Source organism: Frankia sp. RB5, assembly GCF_059816245.1.
Genome location: NZ_JCBATA010000011.1, coordinates 102411 through 127802, shown reverse-complemented (window position 1 = coordinate 127802; position 25392 = coordinate 102411). Strand labels below are relative to the sequence as shown.

Here is a 25392-nt window from a genome sequence, read left to right as displayed (position 1 = left end):
CCGATGCCTCTGAACAGCCCGGCGGATGACCTTTCCCGCACGGTCGTCATCGGCGCCGGCCCCGCCGGCCTGACGGCCGCGCACCAGCTCGCCGAGCGCGGACTGCCGGTGTCCGTCTTCGAGGCCGACGACGTCGTGGGCGGCATCAGCCGCACCGTGGTGCGGGACGGCTGGCGCTTCGACATCGGTGGTCACCGGTTCTTCACCAAGGTCGCCCGCGTCGAACAGCTGTGGCATCGGATCCTCGGTGACGAGGATTTTCTGATTCGTCCTCGCATGAGCCGGATCTACTACCGCGGAAATCTCTACGACTATCCGCTCCGCCCCCTGAACGCGCTGCGCAACCTCGGCCCGCGCGACTCCGCCCTCGCGCTCGCGTCGTATGGCTGGGCGAGGCTCCGGCCACCCCGGGATCCAGATGCCGACTATGAGGCGTGGCTCGTCTCCCGCTTCGGCTGGCGTCTCTACCGGACCTTCTTCAAGACGTACACCGAGAAGGTCTGGGGAATGCCGGTGAGCGAGATGCCCGCCGACTGGGCGGCCCAACGGGTGAAGAACATGTCACTCGCCGCCGCCGTCCTGGACGCGGTCCGGCCGGGCCGCGGGCGTTCCGACATCACCAGCCTGATCGAGCGGTTTCACTATCCGCGGCTCGGCCCGGGAATGATGTGGGAGGCGGCCGCACGTCAGGTCGTGAAGATGGGCGGATCGCTCACCCTGAACGCGGCCGTCACCGCGGTGCACCGGTCGGGCGGCCAGGTCGGCGCCGTCACGGTCACCCCCACGTCCGGTGAGCCGTACCAGGTGGCGGCCGACCACGTGATCTCGTCGACGCCGCTGTCCACCCTGGTGGCGAGCATCGACCCACCGCCTCCGCCGCCGGTCCTCGACGCGGCCCGCGACCTGCGGTACCGGGACTATCTGACTGTCGCGCTGGTCGTACCGCAGGAGTTCGGCTTTCCCGACAACTGGATCTATATCCACGACCCCGGGGTGCGGGTCGGCCGGATCCAGAACTACGGATCCTGGTCGCCGTTCATGGTGAAGGACGGGCGGACCTGTCTCGGGCTCGAGTACTTCGTCTTCGAGGGAGACGACATATGGTCCCGGTCGGACGACGACCTCGTCACCTTGGCGATCGCGGAGCTGGAGACGCTGGGCCTGGTGCGGCCGGGCGCCGTCGAGGCCGGCCATGTCGTGCGCGTCCCCAAGGCGTACCCGACCTACGACCAGTACTACCGGCGCAATGTCGAGGTGATCCGTGCATGGCTGGCTGCCAACCTCCCTCAGGTACACCCGGTCGGCCGCAACGGCATGCACCGTTACAACAACGCGGACCACTCGATGCTGACGGCCATGCTGACCGTGGAGAACATCCTGGACGGCACCGACCACGACGTCTGGTCCGTCAACGTCGACCAGGAATACCACGAGCAGACAACCTCCGCCGGCGCCGACGCCGGTACCGATGACGGACCTGGCTGGGCCCGCGGCACGGGGCGGGGCGCGCCGGTGGTCCGGCGGGCCGCGCGCCCGTCGTGATCCAGGCCGAGGCAGGGAGCTATCCCAGGTATTCGGCGACGACGCCGAGGTAGGTGTCGGTCAGCAGGGTTCGCTGGCGCGACAGGAAGTGCAGAATGCGCACGCCGGACGCCCGGGCCTCGTCGACGGAGGCGAACGCCCTGGGGCGGCGGTTCCAGCTCGAGTCGAGGGTGCGCACCCGCAGGCCGCTGGCGGCGATCGCGCGGACCAGGGCGAGCTGGTCCTCGCCGCGGAACCGGTTCCACTCCCGGTGCCAGCGGTCGAAGGCGTCCGCGGTGCGCCTCCCCTGCCCGAACAGCATGACACCGCTGTTGTAGTAGCGGCGCCCGGTCAGGCCCAGGTCACGCATGAGCTGGTATTCCGGGGCGCGGCGGGCCGGGTCGTTGACGCTGTGTGTCAGCACGTGCCCGACCGACGCGTGCATGTCCGGGGCCATCGCCATGTCGTGCCCGGCCAGCTGCTCCCAGATCTCGCCGATCGAGGAGATCACCACCGTGTCGGCGTCGAGGAACAGGGTCCGCTCGAACGACCATCGGTACAGCTGGGTCTTGTGGAAGCGGCTGGCGAAGCCGCGGGACAGCTCCCCGACGACGTGAGCCTCGCATTCGAGGTCGGCGAGGTCTCGGCTCGGCCGGTCGGTGACGACCCGGACCGGGCCGTCGTAGCCGTGCAGCCGCAGCGTGCGGGCGCTGTCCGTCGCCAGCCGCCCGTACTCCTCGCCCAGCGCCAGGTACAGCACCCCCTTCGACGGCGACCGGCGCGGTCGCCGCGCCCCGTTCGTTCCCGGACGGGCGGCCGCGGGAACGACGTCGACCCGGTCGCGGTCGACCTGGTCGCGGTCAGGTTGCCGGGGCAGGCGGGGAGCAGGGGCGTGGGCAGGGCCTGCCGGGCGCAGCGCCGGCCAGCCGAGGTCGAGGGCGGCCCGCATGAAGTCCACCCGGCGCCGCAGGTGGTCGGGGCGCCGGTGCAGCGCGTGCGGATCAGGTAGTTCGGCCTCGTTCATGAGCGTCGCCGGATCGGGATCGGACGGGGTCAGATAGTTGCGCAGTCCGCCGCACAGCCGCATCGCCACGCAGAGCACCATGTCGTCCTCGGGCACCGTCTCGTCGACATAGTTCATCAGCCAACGGAGCTGGGCGACGTGGTGCAGATTTCTGGTGCGCACGAAGAATCCCCGGACAAGAACGTCCACCTCCCGCGCCCGAGGCAGCCGCGGCACGTCACGGGGGCTGTAGACGCCGGATTCGGGAATGACTCGGCCAAGCTGCCCGATCACGCCCAGATCCGGCAGCGATCCGGCCGTTTCAACGAAGTGCTCGACGCACCGCCGGCCGGGCACCATGTCGTCGTCGACGAAGAACGTGAACTCGTGGTCGTACGCGGCCAGCGGCACGAACCGGGAGTACGGCCCGGTGTTGTGCTGCCAGCGGTAGACCCGGTCGGCCGCGCCCAGGACCTCCGCCGGCAGCGCGAACCGGGGCTCGGGGTGAGTATCGCAAATCGTCACCGTACATGCTGTCGATTGGTTACGCAGTGCACGAACAATCCGGCCGACGTTTTGCGGCCTCTTCCAGTTTATGACAACGGCTTCAACGTTTTTTGCGGCAGCCATCGACAACGTCCCGGGGAAGTGAAGGCACAACAGCAGTGGAGGCGAAGGAGGTGAGCCCACGCGCGCGGACAGGCGGAGCCGTGCGGAATCACGGCGCTCCTGGCGCGGACGGGGTTGGTCTAAATATTGCCACGCCAGCCGGGGGGCGCCCACGCACTCCCGAAAGCTCCCATCTCTACGTGATGCAGGTCACATGGCAACGTTCGTCGCCGGAGCGTCCGACGCCGTTCGGACAAGACGCAACCGCGCCCGCTCCCGCCCGGCCGACGCTCCACCGCTCCCCCAGGCCGGCACCGCCCGCAGCTTCCCCAGCGGCACCGCGGCCACGACGGCGTCGGCGAGGGAACCGAACGCGCCGGGGCCCGCGGGAAACGGGACGCCGACGGTCACCACCCCGCGGGCGTCGACCAGGGCGGCCATCTCTGCCAGCTGGGCCACCGGCGCCAGTCGGTGGGCTGTGGCGGCCGACACCTCCGGATCGGCGGCGACGAGCCAGACCGGCATCCGGGCCAGCAGGTCACGTCCCTGATGCACCAGGCGGCGGGCATCGCGCGCCCAGCGGCCGCCGCGCAGCGCGCCGGCCACGACCACCGCGTCGAAGGGGGCCACGCCGCCCACCTGCCGCACCGGGCTGACCTCGGTGTCCAGCCCTCGGGCCAGCAGCGCGGCGCCGAGCGCCGCGGCCACCCGGCCGGCCCCCCCGTACGTCGTCCCGTACACCACCAGAGCTCGCGTCACCGCAGCCTCCACCCGCGCCGTCCGGTTCGTCCCGGCATGGACGGCACACATCCGTCGCACGCTCGTAACTCAGTGGACATCCGTGGCGCGGCCCACACCAGCCGCCGAACGTCGGCGCCGCGGGGGACATCCGGACCCGCCGCGGCAGGAGATAGGGCGCTAAGCGTGCCTGCGGGAGCGGCGCAGCCAGCGGCGCAGGCGGGGGCGGCCGGCGTCGGCCCAAGTGGTCTCGAAGGAGGTCAGCAGCGTGCCGGCGCGGGCGCGTTCCTGCCCGGCGAGCAGGCCATAGGTGAACGACGACTCGCCGGCGAGGTTCGCCGAGACCGCGAGGCGGCGCAGCCGGGCCAGCGCCACCACGCTGTCATGATGCTCGCCGAGCTCGTTCTGCACCCGCCGGGCCCGCTTCGCCAGGCGGACGGCGTCCCTGCCCGCCACCGGCTCCATCAGCTCGCAGGCATAGCGCAGCCGCTTCGCCGCCTTGCGGGCACCGTGGTAGGCGATGTCACGCTCCGCGCCGGCGACGGTGATCGCGCGGGCACGGTCCACCCGCCGGGTGAGCCGCCGATCAGCCTTGGCGACCAGCTTCGGCAGCACCGCCCGGGCCCGCCTGCGCGCGAGGTCGGTCTGCTCCGCGTCCCCGACGAAGGCGAGCAGCTCCTCGATGAACGCGAGGTACCGCGACCCGCGCAGGTAGTCGAGCGCAGCCTCCCGAGCCCGCAGCCGCTCCCCCAGAAACGTCTCCTGCACGCGGGCCCGCACCGGGCCGAGCAGCATGTCGACGGGCTGCTCAGCGAGTGCCCGGGTGAAGCCGGCGAGCAGCACCTCGGCGTCGCGCGGCTCGCCGAGCACCTCGCCGATCTCCCGCAGCCCGGCCTCGATCGGCCCGGCCCGCCCGGCGTCGAACAGCGGCCGGAAGGTCTGGACGGTGCTGCGCAACCGCCGCGCGGCGACCCGCATGTCGTGCACGGACTCGGGCGCGTCGATCCGCACTCCCGGATCATTGTCGAGCAGCGCCGCGGTGTGCTCGACCAGGTAGGCGTGGATGACCTCGCCGGCGGTCGCGGAGGCGGTGGGGCGCGGCCGCTCGGCCTCGAGATCGGGCCGGCCGACGTCGACGGCGAGGGCCCGGCGCAGCTTCGACGGCAGCACCGCGGGCCGAGCCCCGGCCTCCCGCAGTATTTCCCCGGCGGCGGGCAGCAGCGCGACGGCGGCCGGGTCGAGCGCCTCGATCTCGATCTCGCGCCACCGGGAGACGATCGTCCGCCGCCCCATCGTGCGAGCGTTGACCTCGTCGTCGGCGACCTCGAGCAGATCGTGCCCGGCCGCGTCGCGCAGCCGCCGCACCCGCCGCACGGTCGTCACCCGCGCCACCGGATGCAGCTCGGCGCCCCGAATCCGGACGGCGACCAGATCAACCAGGTCGTCCGGGACGTGACCCGCCTCGCCGAGCGGGCGGCCGATCTCGTCGCGGGCGCCGTCCGCGGTGGGGATCTTGAGGTGCCAGCCGGCGTCGTCGCCGCCCTCCCGGCGGCGCAGCGTCATCCGGTTGCGGGCCAGGCGCAGATCGTCGGTGTCGAAGTAAACGGCATCCAGCCGCTTCTCACCACGATCCGCGATCGAATCTACGCCCGGGACGCCGTCGAACGGAGGCACCCGGAACGCCTCGTTCACGGCGAACGTGTGCTCCACCTCATGGACGACGGTCATGATCGGGCCTCCCCACGCCAGTGCGCTGTCTCGCACCCGTTCCCCACCCTCAACCCTGAAACCCTGAAGCTCCACGCGAGTCGGCCGCCCGGCTCCGATGGCCCTCACCGGGGACCACCGGGGACGCCGGACGGGCCCGTCCCCCGTCTGGCGCCACCGGTAGCTCGGTCGTGGTTGCATTTCGGTGCAAGGCGTCACCAAGATGGATGGCCACCGGGAGGGACGACGGCACCCGGCTGCTGTCCATCGGCCGTCTGCGCCGCCGGCGGCCGCTCTGGCGGTGGGAACTCGCCTGCAGGCCCGCCGCCGAGGGCCGGGCCTTCAAGCACGGTCGGGCGGTGCCCGCGCTGGCCTGGGGGCTGCTCGGCGCCACGGCCGGTGGGGTAGCCCTCGGCCTCGTCTCGGGGAGCTGGGCGTATGCGCCCCAGGGCGTCTTCCTCGGCGCCGCCTATGTCCTGAACGCCTGGGCCTTCACCGGCGGCGCGCCCCGACTGCCCTTACTGTGATCGATGCCAACCGCCGTCAACCGCACTGTTCTGGGGGATACGTGACACGCAGGCGCATCGGGAGTACCAGGGTCCTGGCGATGGTATCGGCGGTGTTCGGACTGACCATGGCCCTGGGCGCATGCAACAGCGGCCAGCAGCAGGCGGCCGTCCCCACCTCCACTGTCGTGGACACCGCGAGGTCCGAGACACCCACCGCCACGGCATCCCCGACGCTGGCTGTCACCGCATCCCCGACGTTCACATCCCCGACGTCCGCGTCCCCGACGTCCGCGTCCCAGGCGTCCGCGTCCCAGGCGTCCGTCGCCACCGCGTCCCCGTCACCCGTCGCCGCGATCGCCGACGCGGTGAAGCGTGATCCAGACGTCGCCCAGGACGCGGTCGTCGAGAAGGTCACGGTCTCCTCGATCGACCCCACCTGGGCCGTCGCCGCCGCTTCCTCACCCACCGCCGGCGGCGCCCAGGCGGTGCTGCACCGGACCCGCGGCACCTGGAAGGTCGTGGACCTCGGTTCCTCCGAGGTCGGCTGCGGCGTCGGCGTCCCCGCCGCCGTCAGGACCGAGCTCGGCCTGGAATGCCCCAGCTGACCTGGTCTCGCCCCCGGTCAGGTGAGGGTGACGCGGTGGGGGGCGGTGTAGATGTTCATCGTGTCGCCGCGGACGAAGCCGGCGAGGGTCATGCCCGTCTCCTCGGCGAGGTCGATGGCGAGGGTGGAGGGAGCGGAGACGGCGGCGAGCATCGGGATGCCGGCCATCATCGCCTTCTGCACCAGCTCGAAGGACACCCGGCCGCTGACCACCAGGATCTGGCCGGTCAGCGGCACCCGGCCGGCGCGCGCGGCGGCACCGATCACCTTGTCGACGGCGTTGTGGCGGCCGACGTCCTCCCGGACGACCCAGGGCACACCGTCCGGCCCGGCGAGACCTGCCGCGTGCAGGCCGCCGGTCGTGGCGAACAACCGCTGGGCGGCGCGCAGCGCCTCGGGCAGGCCGGTGACGATCTCGGGCCTGACCCGCAGCGGGTCGTCGGCGACGGGGAAGCGGCCGCGCAGCCGGACCGCGTCGATGCTCGCCTTGCCGCACAGGCCGCAGGAACTGGTGGTGTAGAAGGCGCGGGCGACGTCGACCTCGGGCGGCGGCACACCGTCAGCGAGCGTCACGTCGAGGACGTTGTAGGTGGGCCGCCCAGCCTCGTCGACGGCGCCGTCCTGGCCCACGCAGTAGCGCATGGCGGTGACGTCGCGCCCGTCGCCGATCACACCCTCGCCGAGCAGGAAGCCGAGCGCGAGGTCCATGTCGTCGCCGGGGGTGCGCATGGTGACGGCGAGCGCCCGCCCGCCGACCCGGATCTCCAGCGGCTCCTCGCCGGCGATCGTGTCCGGCCGGACCGCGGCCTGCGCGCCCGCCCGCACCCGGATCACCCGCCGCCGGTCACTGGCCCGTCCCATCCGGTCTACTCCTGCGCCGCACGGGCGCCCGGCTCCGCACGGACGACCGGCTCCAGGCGGACGACCAGGGATTTCGACGTGGGCGTGTTGCTGCGCGCGGCGGTGGAGTCCAGCGGGACGAGGACGTTCGTCTCCGGGAAGTAGGCGGCGGCGCAACCGCGGGCGGTCGGGAACGCCACGGCCCGGAAGTTCTCCGCGCGACGGTCCGCGCCGTCAGTCCAGACACTGACCAGGTCGACATGGTCGCCGTCTGCGATGCCGAGCGCGGCGAGGTCGTCGGGGTGGACGAACACCACCCGCCGTCCGCCGCGCACCCCGCGGTAACGGTCGTCGAGGCCGTAGACGGTGGTGTTGTACTGGTCATGCGAGCGCACCGTCTGCAGCAGCAGATGCCCGGGCGGCACGCGCAGGATCTCCACCGCGTTCACGGTGAACGCCGCGCGCCCGTCCGGCGTCGGGAAGGTGCGGCTGTCCCGCGGCGGATGCGGAAGCTGGAAGCCACCCGGCGCGGCGAGCCGGGCATCGAAGTCCTCGAATCCCGGCACCACCCGGGCGATGTGACCGCGGATCCGCCGGTAGTCCCCGGCCAACCCCGACCAGTCCACCGAATCGTCCGCCCGGCGGGCGAGGGTGGCCTCCGCCAGCCCGCAGACGATCGCGACCTCCGAGCGCAGGTCCGGCCCGGCCGGCGGCAGCGTGCCCCGGGAGGCGTGCACCATGCCCATCGAATCCTCGACGCTGACCTGCTGCGCCCCACCCGCCCGCACATCGACCTCGGTGCGCCCCAACGTCGGCAGGATCAACGCCGCCTGCCCCGTCACCGCATGGGAACGGTTCAACGTCGTCGACACCTGCACCGTCAGCCGACACGCCCGCATCGCCGCCTCGGTCACCGCCGAATCCGGCCCGGCCGCAACGAAGTTCCCACCCAGGCCGAGGAACACCCGCACCCGACCGTCACGCATCGCCCGGATCGTCTCCACCACGTCATGGCCGTGCGCCCGCGGCGGAGTGAAGGTGAACTCGGCACCCAACGCGTCAAGGAATGCGTCGGGCATCTTCTCCCAGATTCCCATCGTGCGGTCACCCTGGACGTTGGAATGCCCGCGCACCGGGCACACCCCCGCCCCCGGCCGGCCGATGTTCCCCCGCAGCAGCAGGAAGTTCACGACCTCCTGAATCGTCGCGACCGCGTTCGCGTGCTGGGTCAGGCCCATCGCCCAGCACACCACCACCCGGTCGGCGGCCAGCACCCGGCGGGCCAGCTCGTCGATCTCGGTGGCGGCGAGCCCCGTCGCCACGGCGATGTCGGCGTCGGTCAGGTGCGCACGAACATGGTGGACGAACTCGGTGAATCCGCTGGTGTGCTCGGCGAGGAAGGCGTGGTCGAGCACCGTGCCGGGGGCCGCGTCCTCCGCGTCGAGCAGCCGGCGCGACAACCCCTGAAACAGCGCCATGTCCCCGTTCAGCCGGATCTGCAGGAACTGGTCGGCCAACGCCGTGCCACGCCCCACCATCCCCCGGGCGTGCTGCGGATTACGAAAACGCAGCAACCCCGCCTCCGGCAATGGATTCACCGCGACTATACTGCCGCCCGCCCGCTTCACCCGCTCCAACGAACTAAGCATCCGCGGATGATTCGTCCCCGGATTCTGCCCCACCACCAGCACCAGATCCGCGGACTCCAGATCGGCCAGTGTCACCGACCCCTTACCCACTCCGATCGTCGAGGTCAACGCCGCCCCCGACGACTCGTGACACATGTTCGAACAGTCCGGCAGGTTGTTCGTCCCGAACATCCGCGCGAACAACTGCCACACGAACGCCGCCTCGTTGCTGGTGCGCCCGGAGGTGTAGAACGCGGCCTCGTCCGGGCTGTCGAGAGCCCCCAGTTCGGCGGCGACGATTCGGAACGCCTCGTCCCAGCCGACCGGGACGTAATGATCCGCGCCCGGCGCCCTGTACACCGGCTCCACGATCCGACCGCGGCTGCCCAACCAGTGGCCGGAGCGACCGGCGAGGTCGGACACCGGATGCGCCGCGAAGAACTGCCGCGTCACCCGGCTACGGGTCGCCTCCTCCGCCACCGCCTTCGCGCCGTTCTCGCAGAACTCGGCGACGGACCGCTCCCCCGGCGGCGGCTCCGGCCACGCACACCCCGGACAGTCGAACCCGTGGTCCTGGTTGACCAGCCGCAGCGTCCGCACCGCCCGGCCCGGCCCCATCCGCTCCCACGACTGCGCCAGCGCGTGCCCCACCCCCGCCAGCCCCGCCGCCGACGACGCGGGCGCCCCCACCCGTAGCCGGGCGTCGTCATCCCTCAGGTCCCCGCCGCCGCTGCCCATGGTCTCCACCATCCTCGCGATCGACGCCGGACACCACCACCAGCAACCGCCAGGCCGGCGACCACCCCGCGACCACCCGCTTCCGCTGCCGACGCCTACGCCGTCCGCCGGGGGCGGAACAGCTGTCCGCTCAGAAGCAGTCGTGAGCGACGTCCGCCGGACGACCGGGCCGACACCGCCAGCAGGGCGTTTGACCTGGTGACGCGCCACGACTCGGGAATCTGACCGAGAAGACGTTCGGCGGCTTTCGGTCGATGCCGGCAGCGCCACCGTTTCCGCCTGGTCGGGGACACCTGCACCGCCACAACGCCGGCTCGGCCGGTGGCTGATCAGCCACCGGCCGAGCGCGGGGTCTTGTTTCTGGTGCGGCGTGTCACCCCGGGGGGTCTGCCCTACGCCTGGTCAGGGCTTCGCGGCCAGGGCGGGTGTGGGGGACGGAGCCGGAGCCGGGGTCGGGGCCGGGGCCGGGGCCGAGGTCCCGGAAACGGTCCAGGTGATCGTGACCTCTCCGTTGCCGCCGTTGATGGTGCCGGCGTTGACTCCGGTCGTCAGGGTCGGGTTCACGATGCTCGACGCGGCGAACGAGCTACCACCGGCGCCTCCGCCGCCGGCGCCTCCGTAGCCGCCGAAGGTGCCGCCGCCGCCGGAGCCGCCACCACCGCCGAAGTAGCCACCGCCCGCACCGCCGCCGGCACCACCACCGGAGGTGGTCGCGGTCGGGTCCGAGCACGCGGGGGTGTACATGCCGTTGCAGGGCTTGTTTCCGGCCCCGCCGGTCCCGCCGGCTCCGGAGATGCCGTCAGTACCGTCGCCGCCGCAGCGCGGATCGGTCAGCGGGTCGCTGGGCGCGGGGTTTCCCGCGCCATGACGGCATGCGTTCAGCCCACCGGTGCCTCCGGCGCTCTGGGTGCCGGCCTTGCCCGGGAGTCCGGCGTTGCCACCGTCCACGGTCGCCCCGGCGTCGGTGCCGGCGTCGCCCCCGGCCCCACCGAGCGCGTTGCCCTGACCGCCGATACCACCGCCGCCACCGCCGCCACCGGCGACCAGCACCCGGGTGGAGAGGCCACAGGCGAGCGTGACACACCCCGTCGTCGTGGTGCGTACGTCGGAGGCACCGCCGCCACCGGAGCCGTTACCACCGTTGTGTGCGGTTCCGCCGTTCGCACCGGAGGCATCACCGGACCCACCGAACCCGCCGAGTGCTCCCGATCCGCCGGACGGGCCGTTACTCATCCCGCCCGAGCGTGACGCCGCAGTGCCATCGGCGCCTCTGCCTGCCACGTCGACCTGCAGGACCTGTCCGCCGGTCAGACCCGTCAGCGTCCCCGTTGCCTGGCCACCGCTGCCGCCGGGACGTCCGGTGAGGTCCCCCGCGGGAGACGGGTGCGCGGCGTCACCAGCGATGTAGTAGTGCCCACCCTGGGCGCCGGTCACCGTGATCTCGACCGAGCTCACACCCGCGGGCACGGTGAAGGTGTCCGATCCGACCGAGTCATAGGTGCAGCTCATGGTCGTCGTGCCGGTCTGCGCACCGGTCTTCCCGCACACCGGCCCGGCTGCCACGGCCGGCGCCGGGGCGATCGCGATTCCCACCGGCCGTTCACCGACGGAAATCGGGGTTCCGGTGATGCCCGTGGCCACGTCGATCGGCGTCACCGAGTTGCTGTCGCGGTTGACCGCGTAGGCCGCCACGCCGTCCGGTGTCACCGCGATGGCGAACGGCTCGACACCTCCCGTCGAGATGGTGGCGCGAGGCGTGTTGGTGGCCACGTCGATCGGCGTCACGACGGCCTCGCGCTCATTGGTGACGTACAGGGTCTTGCCGTCGGGAGTCATCGCGATGCCGACGGGGCGGTCGCTCACCGGAATGGGTTTCTCGGCAGTGTTGGTGGCCACGTCGATCGGCGTCACCGTGGAACTGCCCGCATTGGCGTTGTCGACGACGTACACGGTCTTGCCGTCCGGCGTGATCGCGAGCCACTGCGGGTTGTTCCCGGCGGGGATCGGCGTGCCGGGGGTGTTGGTGGCCACGTCGATCGGCGTCACCGTGTTGCTCGCGGCATTGCCGACGTAGGCGGTCTTGCCGTCCGGCGTGATCACGACGCCGTGCGCGTCGGCACCTACCGGGATCCGGGCGCCGGGAGTGCCCGTGGCCAGGTCTATCGGCGTCACGTCATTGCTGGCGTTGTCCACGACGTAGGCGGTCTTGCCGTTGGGAGTCACCGCGACTCCGAACGGGAACTGGCCGACCGGGATCGGCGTGCCGGGAGTGTTGGTGGCCACGTCGATCGGCGTCACGGTGTTGTCGGCCCGGTTCGTCACATAGAGCGTCTTGCCGTCAGGCGTGACGGTGATCCCTCGGGGGCTGTTTCCGACCTTGATCGGGGTGCCAGCCGTATTGGTGGTGACGTCGATCGGCGTCACCGTGTTACCGGTGTTGTTGATGACGTAAGCCGTGGCCGCGGCCGGTTTCGCGCCCGGGCCCTGCGTCGGTCCCGAGGTCGGGGTCGACGTCGCAGTCGAGGTCGGAGTCGACGTCGGGGACGCGGAGGGACTGGTCGACGGCGTCGGGCTGGGCGACGCGGAGGTACCCCAGGAGATGGTGACCTGACCGTTCCCGGTGTTGATGGTCCCGGTGTTGACACCAGCGGTCAGAACGGCAGAGGTCACCGCGGCGGACGTGAAGGAGCTGCCGCCGCCGCCACCGGCCCCTGCGCCGCCGCCACCGATGCTGGTGCCACCGCCGCCCGAGGCGCCGCCGCCACCGAAGTAGCCGCCACCGCCACCGCCACCAGCGCCACCGCCAGACTGCGTGTCATCGGGGTTGCGGCAGGGCGGGTTGTGCTCACCCAGGCAGGCCTGGTTTCCCACGCCGCCGACGCCGCCCGTGCCCGCGGCGCCGGCGGTGCCATCACCGCCGAAACGCGGATCGTCGGGATCGGGGGGAGGCGGTGTCGCGTGCCGTCCGGGGTTGAGGCCCGCGATCCCGCCCGCGGCCTGGCTGCCGCCACCGCCAGGCGCCCCCGGGTGGCCGCCGTCGACGATGGAACCACCGGCATCGCCGGCAGCTCCGCCACCCGCGCCACCCGCGCCAGGAAGCGCGTAGCCCTGGCCTCCGGTGCCGCCACCGCCGCCGCCGCCCGCGCCGACCAGCGCCCGGTCGGACAGGGTGCACTTCAATGCCGCGCAACCCGCGGTAGCGATCCGTACGTCGGAGGAACCGCCGCCACCGGAGCCGTTGCCACCGTTGTTACTCGCGGTCCCGCCATCGGCCCCGCCGGCGTCTCCCTTGCCGCCGGCCACACCGCCGTTGGAGCCGCCGAACCCGCCCACGGCACCCTGCCCGCCGGACGGCCCGTTGTTCTTTCCGCCCGAGCGGCTGGCCGCAGTGCCGTCGGCGCCCTTACCGGCGACATCGACCTGCAGCACCCGGCCTGATGGCAGGCCCGTTATCGTGCCGGACGCCTGGCCGCCGCCCCCACCGGGACGGCCGGTTATGTCTCCTACCGGCGAGCCGCCGTGAGCGGCGTCACCGGCAAGAAAATAGTGGCCGCCCTGGGCGCCGACCACCGTGATCTGAACCCACCGTGCACCCGCGGGAGTCGTGAAGGTGTCCGACCCGACCGTGTTGTAGGTGCACGTCGTCCCGCTGAGGACGCCCGATTTCCCACATGGCGAAGGGCCGGACGGCTCGCAGCCGGTCAATCCCAGACTCACCGCCATGCCCAGCGCCGAAGCAGACCATGCGACGATATGGCGACGTCGCAGGATGCTGCGCCTCCGTTGACCGCGTGTTCGCGATCCAAACAAACCTACCAAGACCAGGCACCCTCTTAGCTATGCACCCTGAAATCGAAGTTCCAGGGATCCCAAATTTTTCTGCGTCCATCGATGGACGCCACCGACTCTCTCGGGCACGCGGAGAGATCACCTCGAACCGAGATACCAATCACCTGGGTTCGAGGTGTGGATTGTCCGGCCAGGCTGGTGAGGCCCTGCCCTGTATGCGCGATCATCGAGGCAGGTCGAACACGCCGGCCGGGCTGTCGCAGGCCGGCGGTCGAGGATCAGGTCGAGATGAAAGGATTACGTGGGACCGCGAGTTCTGGGTGTCCTCAGACGCCGTCGTTGACGCACAGCGCCCAAGCGTCGGAGTAGGTGCTCGGTGAGCTCATACCCCCGGTGTGGGTGAAGGCCGTCCAGTAGGCCGCCGTGGTGGTCCCGTTGCTCACCGGATTACCGCTCGAGTCACTCGGGTAGCTTCCGTTCAGATGGTCGCCGCCGGAGCCAGGTCCGGTGAAGTCGGTCGTGGTCACGCTGCCCCCGCTGATAGCAGCGCCCCCGCTGATCAGCTTTCCGTCCCCACTGGGGCAGTTGACCGTCACCTTCTGGCCCGTGCCACCCGTGGTCGGACCGCTCGCCTCGCTGTAGTGCACCTTCACCGTCACGCCACTGATATTGATGCTGTTTCCGCTGCAGATCGCGTAGACGTAGGTCTCGTTGGTGCTGTTGGTGGCGTTCGCCCACCCGACGGCGGTCCAGGAGCCGGGATTGGTCTCCCCATCGGCCGCGGCCTTCTGACCGAAGTCATGCGCGGAGTTGTTGAAGGTGGGAAAACTTGCGATCGTCTTGAAGTCGCCGGCACTGGCCGGGGTGGCACGCATACCGCCGCCGAGCAGGATCGTGTTCGACGGGCAGGTGGCGGTCACCCGACCCACCGTTGTCGCCGTGGTGGGTGCGTTGACCTTGTTCATGACCACCTGGGTGTGATTGATCAGGTTGCTGGTGAAGCACACCGCGTAAGGGGTCGTGGAGAAGGAGCTGTCAGCCTGGCCGCCGCTTCCACCGATCCCGAGCCAGTGGGTCACGTCCGTACCGACGACACCGGTGGTACCGGTGTACTCGGAGGTGCCGTCGGAGCTGGGCGAGGAACCCATCACGTGGTTGCCGTTGCCGGTGCCGGTGGCCTGGTTGATCCCACCACCGGAGATCAGACCGCTGCTGCAGTCCGCGTGGGTCGAGATCTCGGAGTTCGCGGTCGAGGGACCACTGGTGGCGCCAGGCGTTTTCACCGTGACAGCCACGGTGTTGGCAAAGGCGGCGGCCGGGAAGGCCACGGCCAGCGCGGCGCCCAGGACAAGGACTGTTCCCGTTGTGCGCGTGCGTACAGACAGATGTGCTCTCACGTCAACCTTTGCGTAGGGGGCGCGATGTGGGCAGGACCGCCACATTCACACCGGAAGAACAATTTCCGAGGTAGAGGCGCAGGTTGTGCGACGCCGCACAAGGTCCGCAGATGCGGCGGCATCGAGGGAAAACATCCGCATCCACGTCGAACTTCTAGTCTCCTTGCCGCTCCGTGTCAAGATGACTCAAGAGTCCGGATGATTTTTGATCTCGCTGCCGAGCTGGCCCATAGTCGGTGACCGGTCTGGACCTCAGCCCTCGGGCCTGCGGACAGCAGTGCTCGACCACCGGCGGCTCGGACACTCAATCCCATCGCAGGCAGAACCGGTGCAGCCCCAGGCGCGGCCGCCTGTGGGGACCGATGCGGGCGTGGCGGGCGGACCTGTCCAGTGGCGATTACCGTGTCTTTTGTCGTTGTCGGAGTGACTTTTCGCTTGGGTTTTTATGGGTGGCATGTGTGAGAGTTGATCGCAGTGGATCTACCGGTGGGCCATTCGGTCCGTACCTCGGGTTCGGACAACCCGCAGCTCACCGGTGTGCCGGCAGGGGCCCGGGTATGTGGACGTCCCGGGTCTGGCCCGCAGCGGTCGCGCCGCCCTCGATCTCCCAACATCACAGGGTCCCCCGCCCTGCGCACCAGCAGGCTCGATAAACGCGGCAAACAGTCGCACGCCGACACGGCGGCGGCGGTCGCCGGCATCGGCGGCCATCCATCGCATCCGCCGGCCAGCCCCGCCCCAGGGCGACGCCTGTCTGATCATCGTGCCGGTCCCGCCCACCTCACAGGAGCGACCCAGATCGGCACGCCCAGCCGCAGCCCGAGCTGGAAGACGTTGCCGAAGCGGCGCCTCCGGTGGCCTACCGGCCAGTCCAGGCGGGTGGGCGCATCTCCAGGAAGGCGCGGACGCCCTCGGCGGCGTCGGCGGAGTCGCGGATCGCGTCGAGGGCGCCGGCGGTGGCCTGCCAGCCGGCGGCGTCGGCGGCCGCGAGGCAGGCCCGCACGGCGCTCGGCGCGTTGCGACAGATCCGCTCGGCCGGCACGAGGGCGGCCTCCAGTGCCCGGCCGGGTTCGGCGAGCACGTTGACGAGGCCCGCCTCGTAGGCGCGCCGGGCGTCGAAGGGATCGCCGACGAGGATGAGCTCGCGGGCCAGGTTCAGCGGCAGTGTGCCCGCGGGCCGCGAAACAGCGCGCCACAGGTGGGGACGACGCCAATCGTCACCTCCGGCAGGCCGAACCTGGCGTCGGCGCCCGCCACGACGAGGTCACAGGCCAGCACGATCTCCAGGCCGCCACCGAGCGCGGGGCCCTCGACCGCGGCGATGAGCGGCGTGCGGCGATGAGCGGCGTGCGGCGATGCCGGCGGACCACGCCGTACTCCCCGCACCGCTCGGTGACGTTGTCGCCGCCGGCGGTCAGGTCGCTGCCGGCGCAGAACACCGTCGGGGTGCCGGTGAGCACGCCGACCCAGAGGTCGTCGTCGTCGAGCAGGTTCAGCGCGGCGTCGTCGTCCCCCCGGCCGGCGTCCGCCATCCGTCAGCGCCCGTCCGCGCGCGGCCCGACCCCGGCCGGGCGCCGGCCGAGCCGGGCCGCGAGCTCGACCACCGACCGCTTCGCCGCGTCGAGCTGCCCCCGGGCCTCGTCACGCAGCTCCGCCAGCGCCGGGATCCGCGAGGCGAGCGTCCCGTCCGTGGTCACGACCGTCACCTCCATGCCGCACGAACGCCCCAGCACCAGCTCGATCGGCGGCACGCTGTGGTCCCAGCCCTCCGTGGGGCTGCCGGATCCGTACGTCGCCCCGCGCGCGCTGACGATCACCACCGGCCGGCCGGCGAGCGGCCTTTCGGCACTGTCGAACGGCGCGGTGACGCCGAGGACGTGCACCTGGTCGAGCCAGGCCTTCAACGTCGAGGGCAGCGACCAGTTGTACATCGGCGCGCCGACGAGCAGCACGTCCGCCGCGAGCAGCTCCGCCAGCAGGGCGTCCTGCGCGGCTGCCGCGGCGGGGTCGGGGATCTCGCCCGGCCGGCGCAGCCGGGGCGCCCAGTGCAGCGCGGGGTGGTTCAGATGCGGCGGCGGATCGGCGTGCAGATCACGGTAGGTGACCGTGTGGGCGGCGCTGAGCCCGCGCCAGGTGTCGGCGAAGGTCCGGGTCAGCGCCCGCGTGGTCGACTCCCCCACGTCGGCGGACGAGTCGAGGTGCAGCAGTCCGGGCATACGCGCTCCTTGCACGGAACAGGGGCACGAGGCACGGAACAGCGGACACGGGCCGCCACGCGGCCCCGTACTCACGGCCGAGGCAGCGCCGACTCTACGCCACGTCGCGCCGCCCGGACGGTGGGACGACGGCGCCTGTCCGCATCCACGACCTTGACGCCATACGTGGCGGCTATCACAGTGTGGGCGAATAACAGAAAGTTCATTCGAATATTCGAACAATCCGCGACGCAGGCCACCCTCGGTGGACGGGGGTGCCCGTCTCATCGACATGGCACGGCCATCGAGGAGAAGACATGAGCGTGACGACCAGGCCCGCGCCCCCGGCTGGACGGCCATCGCCCGACCAGGTGGTCGACTTATGGCTGGCGAGGTTCGCCGCCGCGATGACCACTCCCGCGGCGCCGGGCCTGCGCGACCTGATCGCCCCCAACGGCTGGTGGCGCGACTTCGTCAGCCTCGACTGGCAGCTGGCCAGCTACCACACCCCCGAGGCCATCACGCGCTTCGTCGCGAGGGCACCGCAGTTCCCGTTCCTCTCCGTCCGCCGGACCGACGGCGTCGGCGATATCCACGTCGACACCGGCGAGGCGAGCTGGGTCGAGTGCTTCCTCACCTGGACGACGGCGACCGGCGAGGGGTCCGCACACGTCCGACTGGTGCGACAGCCCGACGGCGAGTACCGGGCCTGGACCGTACTGACGTCGCTGGACAGCCTCCGGGATCGCCCGCCGGCGACCCGGCATCGCCGCCCGCGCCCGTCCCGGGACGGCGCGCTCGCGCCGTGGCACCTCCGCCACGCCGCCCGGTCGGCCTTCGACCGACCCGATCCACAGGTCCTTGTCGTGGGCGCGGGTGGCAGCGGCCTCGCCGTGGGAGCACACCTGGAGGCCATGGGCATCGACACGCTGCTCGTCGAGAGGAACGACCGGATCGGCGACAACTGGCGCTCCCGTTACGAAGCCCTGGTCCTGCACTCCCCGGTGCACTCCGACCATCTGCCGTTCATGCCGTTCCCGTCGACCTGGCCGGTGTACCCGCCGAAGGCGAAGTACGCGGACTGGCTCGAGGCGTTCGGCCGGGCGATGGACCTCGGTGTGTGGACCGGTTCGGAGGTCGTCCACGCCCGGCTCGACCAGGCCGCCGGCATGTGGACGGTCCGGGTCATCACCCCCGAGGGCGAGCGGGTGCTGCGTCCCGAGCAGCTCGTCGTCGCCACCGGTTTCTCGGGCCACCCGGTCACGCCCGACGTCCCCGGCCTCGACCGGTTCCCAGGCACGACCATGCACTCACACCACTACCGGTCCGCCGCGGGGATGGCGGGCCGGCGGGCCGTGGTCGTGGGCGCCGGCACCAGCGCCCATGACATCGCCGAGGACCTCTGCCACGCCGGCGCCGACGTCACGATGATCCAGCGCACGGGCACCTACGTCATGAGCCGGGAGAACGGCAACAGCATCCTGTACGAGCCGCAGTTCCACGAGGACGCGCTGCCCCTCGAGTACACCGACCTGCGCGCCCTGTCGTTCCCCTGGCCGCTGGCCATGCAGCTCGCGCCCGCGCAGACCGCCCGCATCGCCGAGCTGGACCGGGACCTGCTCGACGGCCTGCGCGCCGCCGGTTTCGCGCTCGTCATGGGCGATCCGGACATCGGCCCGCAGGGCGGCCTGTTCTCGCTCGGGATCCGCCCGGGCGGCGCCGGCGGGTACTACGTCGACGCGGGCGCCTCACAGCTGATCATCGACGGTCGGATCAGGGTGCACTCGGGCGCCGGGCTGGTCGGCTACAGCGAGACCGGCGTCCTGCTCAGCGACGGCGCCGAATATCCGGCGGACCTGGTCGTGCTGGCGACGGGGTACGTCAGCCTGCGCGAGGGGTCACGGTTCTACCTCGGCGACGAGATCGTCGATCAGACCGACTCGCTCGGCGGCCTCGATCACCGCAATGAGCGGGGCCTGCAGTGGCAGCCCTCCGGCTTCCCGCAGCTCTGGTACACCGGCGGCGGTCTCATCGAGGTCCGTCCGTACTCGAAGTACGTGGCGCTGCAGGTCGCCGCGGATATCGACGGGACCAACGGCCGCAAGGCGGAAGCACGATGACCAGTGATTCCTTCCGCGCCATGGCCGACCGGATCCGCAACTGGGGCCGGTGGGGCGAGGACGACGAGCTCGGCACCCTCAACCTGATCACCGCCGACAAGGTGCGGCAGGCGGCCGCACTCGTGACCGAGGGAAAGGTCTTCCCCCTCGGCATCAGCATCGGCGAGACGGGCCCGCAGGAGTTGTTGTTCCGGCGAAATCCGCTGCACATGATGACGATCGACGGAGGCGACGCCCGCTCGCTGGTCCGGATCGGGCCGGAATGGGCCGCCCACCCGCGTGCCCAGGAGGTCGCCGGCTTCCTCGACGGCGACCTGCTCCGGTTCAACGACGACTTCATCGCGATGCACCTGCAGTCGGCCAGCCAGTGGGACGCCCTCTCCCACGTCTACTACGACGAACGCATGTACAACGGCTATCCGGCGTCGGCGGTGACCAGTTTCGGCGCGTCCCGGCTGAGCATCGACCGCGTCGACGTCAAGGGCATCACCTCCCGCGGCGTCCTGCTCGACCTCGCACGGGCACGCGGGGAGGAGCTGCACTGCCAGCACGGCGAGCACATCATGCCCGACGAGCTCACCGCGGCCGCCGCGGCGCAGGGCGTCGAGGTCGGCCCCGGCGACATCGTCCTGGTGCGGACCGGCTGGATGACGAAGTTCCGCACCACCCGCGACACCTCGCCGTCGGCCGGGCTGAACTGGCGCTGCGCCGAGTGGCTGCGCGAGCGCGACGTCGCCGCCGTCGCCGCCGACAACTCCCAGGTCGAGGATCCGGTGTCGGATCTGGCCGGGAACATGCTGCCGATGCACCTGCTGTGCCTGCGCGACATGGGCCTGGCGTTCGGCGAGTACTGGGATCTCGACGCCCTCGCCGACACCTGCGCCGCCGACGGGCGGTGGGACTTCCAGCTGGTCGCCCCGCCGCTGCGCATCACCGGCGCGGTCGGCTCGCCCCTCAACCCGATCGCGCTGCGGTAGCGCGCTCCGCCTCCCCAGCAAACCAGTGATGTTCCCCAGGAAACAAGTCATGAAACGAAAGGCGGGCAGCTGATGGCACCCAGAACGGCGATCGTGACGGGGGCGGCGTCGGGCATCGGCCTCGCGACCGCCAACCGGCTCGCGGCGAGCGGATGGCGCCTCGCCCTCGCCGACCTGGATGTCGACGAGACCCACAAGGCGATCGACTTCGACCCGGCGGACCATCTGGTCCAGGCGACCGACATCAGCGATCCCGCCACGGTCGCCGCCCTGTTCGGCCGGGCCCGGGAGGTCCTCGGGCCGGTGGGCGCCGTCGCCAACGTCGCCGGGGTGACCCTGGCGGTGGACGCGCGGCTCGAGGACGTGTCGCTGGAGACGTTCGACCGGGTGATCGGCGTGAACCTGCGCGGCACGTTCGTCATGTGCCAGCACGCGGTCGCGGCACTGCGCGAGTCGGGTGGCGGCGCCATCGTGAACGTCGGCTCGGTGGCCTCCGTGCTCGGTACGGGCGGCGCCGCCTACGTGTCGAGCAAGCACGGCATCGCCGGCCTGACCCGGCACATCGCCTACCAGTACGCCGCCGAGAACATCCGCGCCGTCCTGGTCGCCCCGGGGCCCACCGCCACCCCGATGATCGAGATCGCCCGCGCCAAGGCGGGCGCGGCACCCACCCGCCAGGTGCCAGGCAGGATCCCGCGCGACGCGACCGCCGACGAGGTGGCCTCGCTCATCGCCTACCTGATGAGCGACGACGCCGCGATGGTCACCGGCACCGTCTTCGCGGTCGACGGCGGGATGTCGCAGCACTGATCACTGGACGAGCACGGCTCACTGGACGGCCACGGCTCACTGGACCGCCACGGCCGACCTGAGGTGCCCGGCCACCTCGGCGATCCGTGGCCCGCTCAGTGGCGCCGGCAGGTTGAGCACCACCAGGGCGAGTTCGGTCCGCGCCTGCCTGCCGATGACCGGGACGCCGATCCAGTCGACCTCGATGGGCGCCGGGTCCTCGAAGTCGAGCAGCAGGTATCGGGCCCGCCGCAACTCGCCCATCAGGTGGTCGACGACGCCCTGGTCCTTGGGGTCGCCGAACTCGAGGACGCCGAGAGCACGCTCCAGCCGGGCCTTCGCGTCCACCCGGGCCGCCGCGGCGAAGCCGTTCGACCGCAGCAGGTCGACGGCGCTGAGGTGGAGCTCCACCTCAGCCGCGGACAGCGGCGGCCGCGCCCGGTCGAGCCATGCACGGATCTCCGACATCTGCCGGCCCGCCATGAACAGCGTCCCCATGGGCGGCGAGAGCGGAAGGCGCTCGCCCACGCGGCACAGCGTCGTCACCCGCGCGGGCTCGCCGGCGAGGGCGAGCGGGACGATGAAGCCACCGAGATCCGCGCTCACGACGCAGTGCGCCTCGAACTCGCGCGCGAGGCGGTCCATCACCGGCCGCAGGGCGTCCACCAGCGGGCCGTGCGGTCCCAGGGCCGCCTGGCCCACCCCCGCCAGCGCCGGCCCGAGCCGGTAGTGCAGGCTTCCCGGGTCACGCAGCAGGTAGCCGGCCTCCAGCAGGGTCTCCACGATGCCGTGCAGTGTCGACTTGCTGATGTCGAGTTCCCGGGCCAGCTCCGACAGGGAGAAGGACCGGTGCCGGTGGCGGGCCAGGAAGTCCAGCACCAGCACGACGCGGCGGGTCGGGTTCGACTGCGCCCCCCTGGATGGCGCCCCCTTGGACGGTGTCCCCCTCGCCGGCTCGGGCTCGCGCATGCGCTCACCATCCCATCGGCCGCGCGGGCGGGGCAGGGCGGGCGCCGGCGGGTTCACTCGATGGTCGCTTGGCATCCTCCCCGGGCTGAAGCTGCCGGCCGGGGATTCCCGTACCTCGCGATACGGGTTCCTGCTTCACCAACAGATGCCTCCCCGTTCTAGGAGCGGGGTGGTCTCACTCCGTCTCCACAGGCTGACACCGCGAGCCCCGCGGCCAGAATGTTCCGTGCGGCGTTGACGTCCCGGTCGTGGTGGGTGCCGCAGGAGCGGCAGGCCCACTGTCGGACGTCGAGCGGCAACGATGCGACCAGCGCCCCGCAGGACGAACAGGTCTTCGAGCTGGGATACCAGCGGTCGACCGCGATCACCTGCCGGCCGTACCAGCCGGCCTTGTACTCCACCATGATCCGCAGATCGCGCCAGCCCGCATCCGCAATCGCGCGGGCGAGCGTGTGGTTGCGGACCATGTTCTGAACCGTGAGGTCCTCGATGATCACCGTTTGGTTCTCGCGGATGATCCTCGTGGACAGCTTGTGGAGATGATCCCGGCGCCGGTCGGTGATCCGACCGTGGATCCGGGCGACGGTCAGCCGGGCTCTGGCCCGGTTCGCCGAGCCCTTCCGCTTGCGGGAGAGGTCCCGCTGGGCGCGGGCGAGCCGGGCCCGGTCCCGCTTCTCGTGTCTCGGGTTCGGGATCTTCTCCCCGGTCGACAGGGTGACCAGCGACGTGCCGCGCCGATCATCACCCGGCAGCCCGGGCTGACAGCCGGCCGGGCCCAGGTGTTCCCGCGGTAAGACGGTTCTTCGACCTTTCGGTGATCGTCCGCGTCGACGCGGGGCCTTCGCGTCGAGGCGATCGTGCGGTCGGTATCACGCGCGACGGCGGTTCGCGGCGGGCGATGGACAGCGACGACCGCGGCGACCAGAGGTCCGGGGCGGCTGGGCGGCTGGGGCGTCGGACCATCCGCGCCGGCGCAGTCGGCCTCAAACGGGTCAACACGGGCGAGGCTCGCAGAATGGACGAATCTCGTCCCGTCGTCACGGAAATGCACCCACAAGGCTTCTTACCAGTGTCCTGGACGACAATTCTGGCGCATCCGATGAGCTGGATCTATCGTTGTCCTCAGCCGAAAAGAGGACGGCACACTCCTCTCGTCGTATCCCGCTGACCAGGCCCGATCGCCCTCGGGATACGACACGATGCGCCACGCTGCCGTACTGGAAACAATTCTTCGACGGTTTGCGCTGAAAGGCCGATGGTCGGACTTACCCGGCCGGCCGACGCGGTCCGGCCGAAAATGCGGTGCGGCGTGCTGAACGAGAAAGGAGACAACAGTGTCCACTGCAGTCGGGGGACCCCATGGGGGTGCGATGGACAGGGACAGGGACAGAGGCAGGGACAGAGACGGGGACAGGCTGTCACCGGCACCGAGCCGGCGGACGGCCGCCGGCCTGGCGGCCGGCGCGGCCGCAGCCCTGACCGGCCTGGTGACCGGCCCGGCGGACGCCGCCGCGGCGTCGCCCGCGAGCGCGAGCGCGGCCACGACCGGCCGCATTGATGTTCACCATCACGCGATGCCCGCGCCGGTGCGGGCCTGGCTTGTCGAGCACGGCCAGCTGCCGCCGGTGGGCGGGCCACCGTTCGCGAACTGGTCGCTGCCGGCGGCGCTCGACACGATGGACCGCGCTGGTATCGCGACGGCCGTGCTGTCGGCGGCGATCCCGAGCGAGTTCGCGCCGACGCCGGCGCTGTCCGCCGAACTCGCCCGCCTGGCCAATGACGAGCTCGCCGCGCTCGTCCGCGCGTATCCGACCCGCTTCGGGCTGCTGGCCAGCATCCCGCGGGCGACACCGGCGATCGCCGTCGCCGAGATCCGCCGCGCCTACGACACGCTGCACGCCGACGGCGTGCTGCTGATGGCGCACGACGGCGTGACCTACCTCGGCGATCCGTCGCTGGCCCCGATGATGGCCGAGCTGAACGCCCGCGAGGCGGTCGTGCTGGTGCACCCGTTCAACCTGCCGGGCGCGGCGGCGGTGGGCGTCCCGCCGTTCGTCGCCGACTTCCTGGCGGACACGACCCGGGCCGCCGTCCAGCTCGTCGTCTCCGGCACCCTCGACCGCTACCCGCGGGTGCGCTGGATCCTCGCCCACGGCGGCGGCTACTTCCCCTACCAGGCGGCCCGGCTGACACTGGGGCGCGGGCTCGGCTACGGCGCCGACGCGGCGACGGTCGCCGCGGCCCTGAGCCGCTTCCACGTCGACACCGCCGCGCCCATGTCGCCGTACAGCACGCCGACGCTGCTCGCGACGATCGGCCCGGGACGCATCCTCTACGGCTCCGACTACAACGCCGTCCCCGCCGAGACCGTGCTCGCCGCCCGCGACGCGTTCCTCGCCGATTCGGCGCTGTCCAGCGCCGACCGCCGGCGCATCGCCCGCGACAACGCGCTCGCCCTGTTCCCGACGATCGCCGCCCGGCTGCGCAACCACCCCTGACCCAGCCCCTGACCCAGCCCCTGACCCAGGCCGCTGGCCCGGCCGCGCGGCTACCAGCGCTCGCGGTGGACGACCTCGTCGAAGGGGCGGCGGTTCAGCCGGTCGACGGGGCGCAGCGGGCCGTCGGCGGGGTAGCCGAGAGCGATCATGTAGGCGACGTGGTGCGTCGACGGGACGCCGAGAATCCGGCGGGTGGCGTCCTGGTCGCCGATGGCGGAGTGGCCGCTGCCGACGCCGAGGTCGGCGGCGGTGAGCAGCATCAGCATGGTCGCCTGGCCGAGGTCGTACTCGTCCATAAGCTGGTAGCGCTCGTTCTCCGGCTCGGGCAGGACGAGCACGATCGTCGCCGCCGAGCCCGCGATGTGCCCGGCACCGCGCCAGACCGTCGCGAGCTCGGCCAGCACCGCCCGGTCGGTGACGAGGATGAAGTCCCACTGCTGCCGGTTCGATGCGGACGGCGCCCGCCAGCCGGCCTCGAGGATCCGCTCGAGGTCCGCGGCCGGGATGGCGCGGTCCTCGTAGCTGCGGACGTTGCGACGAGCACGAATCGTGTCCCAGGTCTGCACGACTCGACCCTAGACCTCGTGGGCTCCGAGCCGGGATCAGCGGGGAAGCGCCCGTACAGTCTCCGCCGGACGGGAGCGGGATCACATCCGCGCCGGCCGCACCGGCGCCCGCGTCACCCGGTGCACCGGAGCATCACCCGCCAGCTCGCGGCAGACCCCATTCACACCAGCTGTGCTCGGGTAATCACCTGGCCG

Annotated in this window: 20 protein-coding genes; 7 read left to right on the top strand and 13 right to left on the bottom strand. The window is 71.5% G+C overall.

Annotated features, from left to right (window positions below; translation table 11 throughout):
• The first annotated feature begins 3 nt into the window (after nt 1–3).
• A complete protein-coding gene (locus AC6EXY_RS08140) occupies nt 4–1542 on the top strand; it encodes an NAD(P)/FAD-dependent oxidoreductase (protein ID WP_499817073.1) in 1539 nt (512 codons plus the stop codon).
• 19 nt (nt 1543–1561) lie between these two features.
• Here AC6EXY_RS08140 and AC6EXY_RS08135 read toward each other — a convergent pair whose 3' ends face one another.
• From AC6EXY_RS08135 to AC6EXY_RS08125, 3 genes are all read right to left on the bottom strand, one after another.
• Nucleotides 1562–3049, bottom strand: coding sequence for a glycosyltransferase family 2 protein (locus AC6EXY_RS08135; protein WP_499817074.1), 1488 nt, complete (start codon nt 3047–3049; stop codon nt 1562–1564).
• A gap of 294 nt (nt 3050–3343) precedes the next feature.
• A complete protein-coding gene (locus tag AC6EXY_RS08130) occupies nt 3344–3892 on the bottom strand; it encodes a flavodoxin domain-containing protein (RefSeq protein WP_101830331.1) in 549 nt (182 codons plus the stop codon).
• A 159-nt stretch (nt 3893–4051) separates the two neighbouring features.
• Nucleotides 4052–5599, bottom strand: a complete 1548-nt coding sequence (locus tag AC6EXY_RS08125; protein ID WP_499817075.1) for a CYTH and CHAD domain-containing protein — start codon at nt 5597–5599, stop codon at nt 4052–4054.
• 206 nt (nt 5600–5805) lie between these two features.
• Here AC6EXY_RS08125 and AC6EXY_RS08120 point away from each other — a divergent pair, with 206 nt between their 5' ends.
• Both AC6EXY_RS08120 and AC6EXY_RS08115 read left to right on the top strand, forming a co-directional pair.
• Nucleotides 5806–6105 carry a hypothetical protein gene (locus AC6EXY_RS08120; RefSeq protein WP_101830326.1) on the top strand — a complete coding sequence of 100 codons (300 nt, stop codon included), beginning with the start codon at nt 5806–5808 and terminating at the stop codon, nt 6103–6105.
• Between the two features lie 80 nt (nt 6106–6185).
• A complete protein-coding gene (locus AC6EXY_RS08115) occupies nt 6186–6692 on the top strand; it encodes a hypothetical protein (RefSeq protein ID WP_165818232.1) in 507 nt (168 codons plus the stop codon).
• A gap of 17 nt (nt 6693–6709) precedes the next feature.
• On the opposite strand, the gene fdhD is transcribed toward AC6EXY_RS08115, so the two are convergent.
• From fdhD to AC6EXY_RS08080, 7 genes are all read right to left on the bottom strand, one after another.
• Nucleotides 6710–7552, bottom strand: coding sequence for a formate dehydrogenase accessory sulfurtransferase FdhD (gene fdhD, locus AC6EXY_RS08110; protein WP_499817076.1), 843 nt, complete (start codon nt 7550–7552; stop codon nt 6710–6712).
• Between the two features lie 5 nt (nt 7553–7557).
• On the bottom strand, nt 7558–9909 hold the full coding sequence (locus AC6EXY_RS08105) for an FdhF/YdeP family oxidoreductase (RefSeq protein ID WP_499817077.1): 2352 nt from the start codon (nt 9907–9909) through the stop codon (nt 7558–7560).
• A 390-nt stretch (nt 9910–10299) separates the two neighbouring features.
• On the bottom strand, nt 10300–13326 hold the full coding sequence (locus tag AC6EXY_RS08100) for a beta-propeller fold lactonase family protein (RefSeq protein WP_499817078.1): 3027 nt from the start codon (nt 13324–13326) through the stop codon (nt 10300–10302).
• Between the two features lie 686 nt (nt 13327–14012).
• A complete protein-coding gene (locus AC6EXY_RS08095) occupies nt 14013–14969 on the bottom strand; it encodes a hypothetical protein (protein WP_499817079.1) in 957 nt (318 codons plus the stop codon).
• Nucleotides 14970–15942: 973 nt separating this feature from the next.
• On the bottom strand, nt 15943–16221 hold the full coding sequence (locus AC6EXY_RS08090) for a hypothetical protein (protein ID WP_279354611.1): 279 nt from the start codon (nt 16219–16221) through the stop codon (nt 15943–15945).
• Between the two features lie 17 nt (nt 16222–16238).
• Nucleotides 16239–16469 carry an enoyl-CoA hydratase-related protein gene (locus AC6EXY_RS08085; protein WP_279354610.1) on the bottom strand — a complete coding sequence of 77 codons (231 nt, stop codon included), beginning with the start codon at nt 16467–16469 and terminating at the stop codon, nt 16239–16241.
• 149 nt (nt 16470–16618) lie between these two features.
• The gene (locus AC6EXY_RS08080; protein WP_101831411.1) at nt 16619–17299 is read right to left on the bottom strand and encodes an FMN-dependent NADH-azoreductase; all 681 of its coding nucleotides are present in this window, start codon (nt 17297–17299) and stop codon (nt 16619–16621) included.
• Nucleotides 17300–17595: 296 nt separating this feature from the next.
• On the opposite strand from AC6EXY_RS08080, the gene AC6EXY_RS08075 reads away from it, so the two are divergent.
• The 3 genes from AC6EXY_RS08075 (at nt 17596) to AC6EXY_RS08065 (ending at nt 21185) form a co-directional block, all read left to right on the top strand.
• Nucleotides 17596–19398, top strand: a complete 1803-nt coding sequence (locus AC6EXY_RS08075; protein WP_499817080.1) for a flavin-containing monooxygenase — start codon at nt 17596–17598, stop codon at nt 19396–19398.
• A complete protein-coding gene (locus tag AC6EXY_RS08070) occupies nt 19395–20375 on the top strand; it encodes a cyclase family protein (RefSeq protein WP_499817081.1) in 981 nt (326 codons plus the stop codon). Before AC6EXY_RS08075 ends, AC6EXY_RS08070 begins: the two co-directional genes overlap by 4 nt.
• A 72-nt stretch (nt 20376–20447) precedes the next feature.
• Complete coding sequence (locus AC6EXY_RS08065; protein WP_101831414.1) at nt 20448–21185, top strand: SDR family NAD(P)-dependent oxidoreductase; 738 nt, start codon at nt 20448–20450, stop codon at nt 21183–21185.
• Between the two features lie 36 nt (nt 21186–21221).
• Here AC6EXY_RS08065 and AC6EXY_RS08060 read toward each other — a convergent pair whose 3' ends face one another.
• Together AC6EXY_RS08060 and AC6EXY_RS08055 are read right to left on the bottom strand one after the other, a co-directional pair.
• Nucleotides 21222–22133 carry a helix-turn-helix domain-containing protein gene (locus AC6EXY_RS08060; RefSeq protein WP_165818329.1) on the bottom strand — a complete coding sequence of 304 codons (912 nt, stop codon included), beginning with the start codon at nt 22131–22133 and terminating at the stop codon, nt 21222–21224.
• 158 nt (nt 22134–22291) lie between these two features.
• The gene (locus AC6EXY_RS08055; protein WP_499842320.1) at nt 22292–22855 is read right to left on the bottom strand and encodes an RNA-guided endonuclease TnpB family protein; all 564 of its coding nucleotides are present in this window, start codon (nt 22853–22855) and stop codon (nt 22292–22294) included.
• Between the two features lie 648 nt (nt 22856–23503).
• Here AC6EXY_RS08055 and AC6EXY_RS08050 point away from each other — a divergent pair.
• A complete protein-coding gene (locus tag AC6EXY_RS08050; RefSeq protein ID WP_499842317.1) occupies nt 23504–24631 on the top strand; it encodes an amidohydrolase family protein in 1128 nt (375 codons plus the stop codon).
• Nucleotides 24632–24681: 50 nt separating this feature from the next.
• Here the strand turns inward: AC6EXY_RS08050 and AC6EXY_RS08045 are convergent, their stop codons facing one another.
• Nucleotides 24682–25197, bottom strand: a complete 516-nt coding sequence (locus tag AC6EXY_RS08045) for a nitroreductase family protein (protein ID WP_101836380.1) — start codon at nt 25195–25197, stop codon at nt 24682–24684.
• Nucleotides 25198–25392 lie beyond the last annotated feature (195 nt).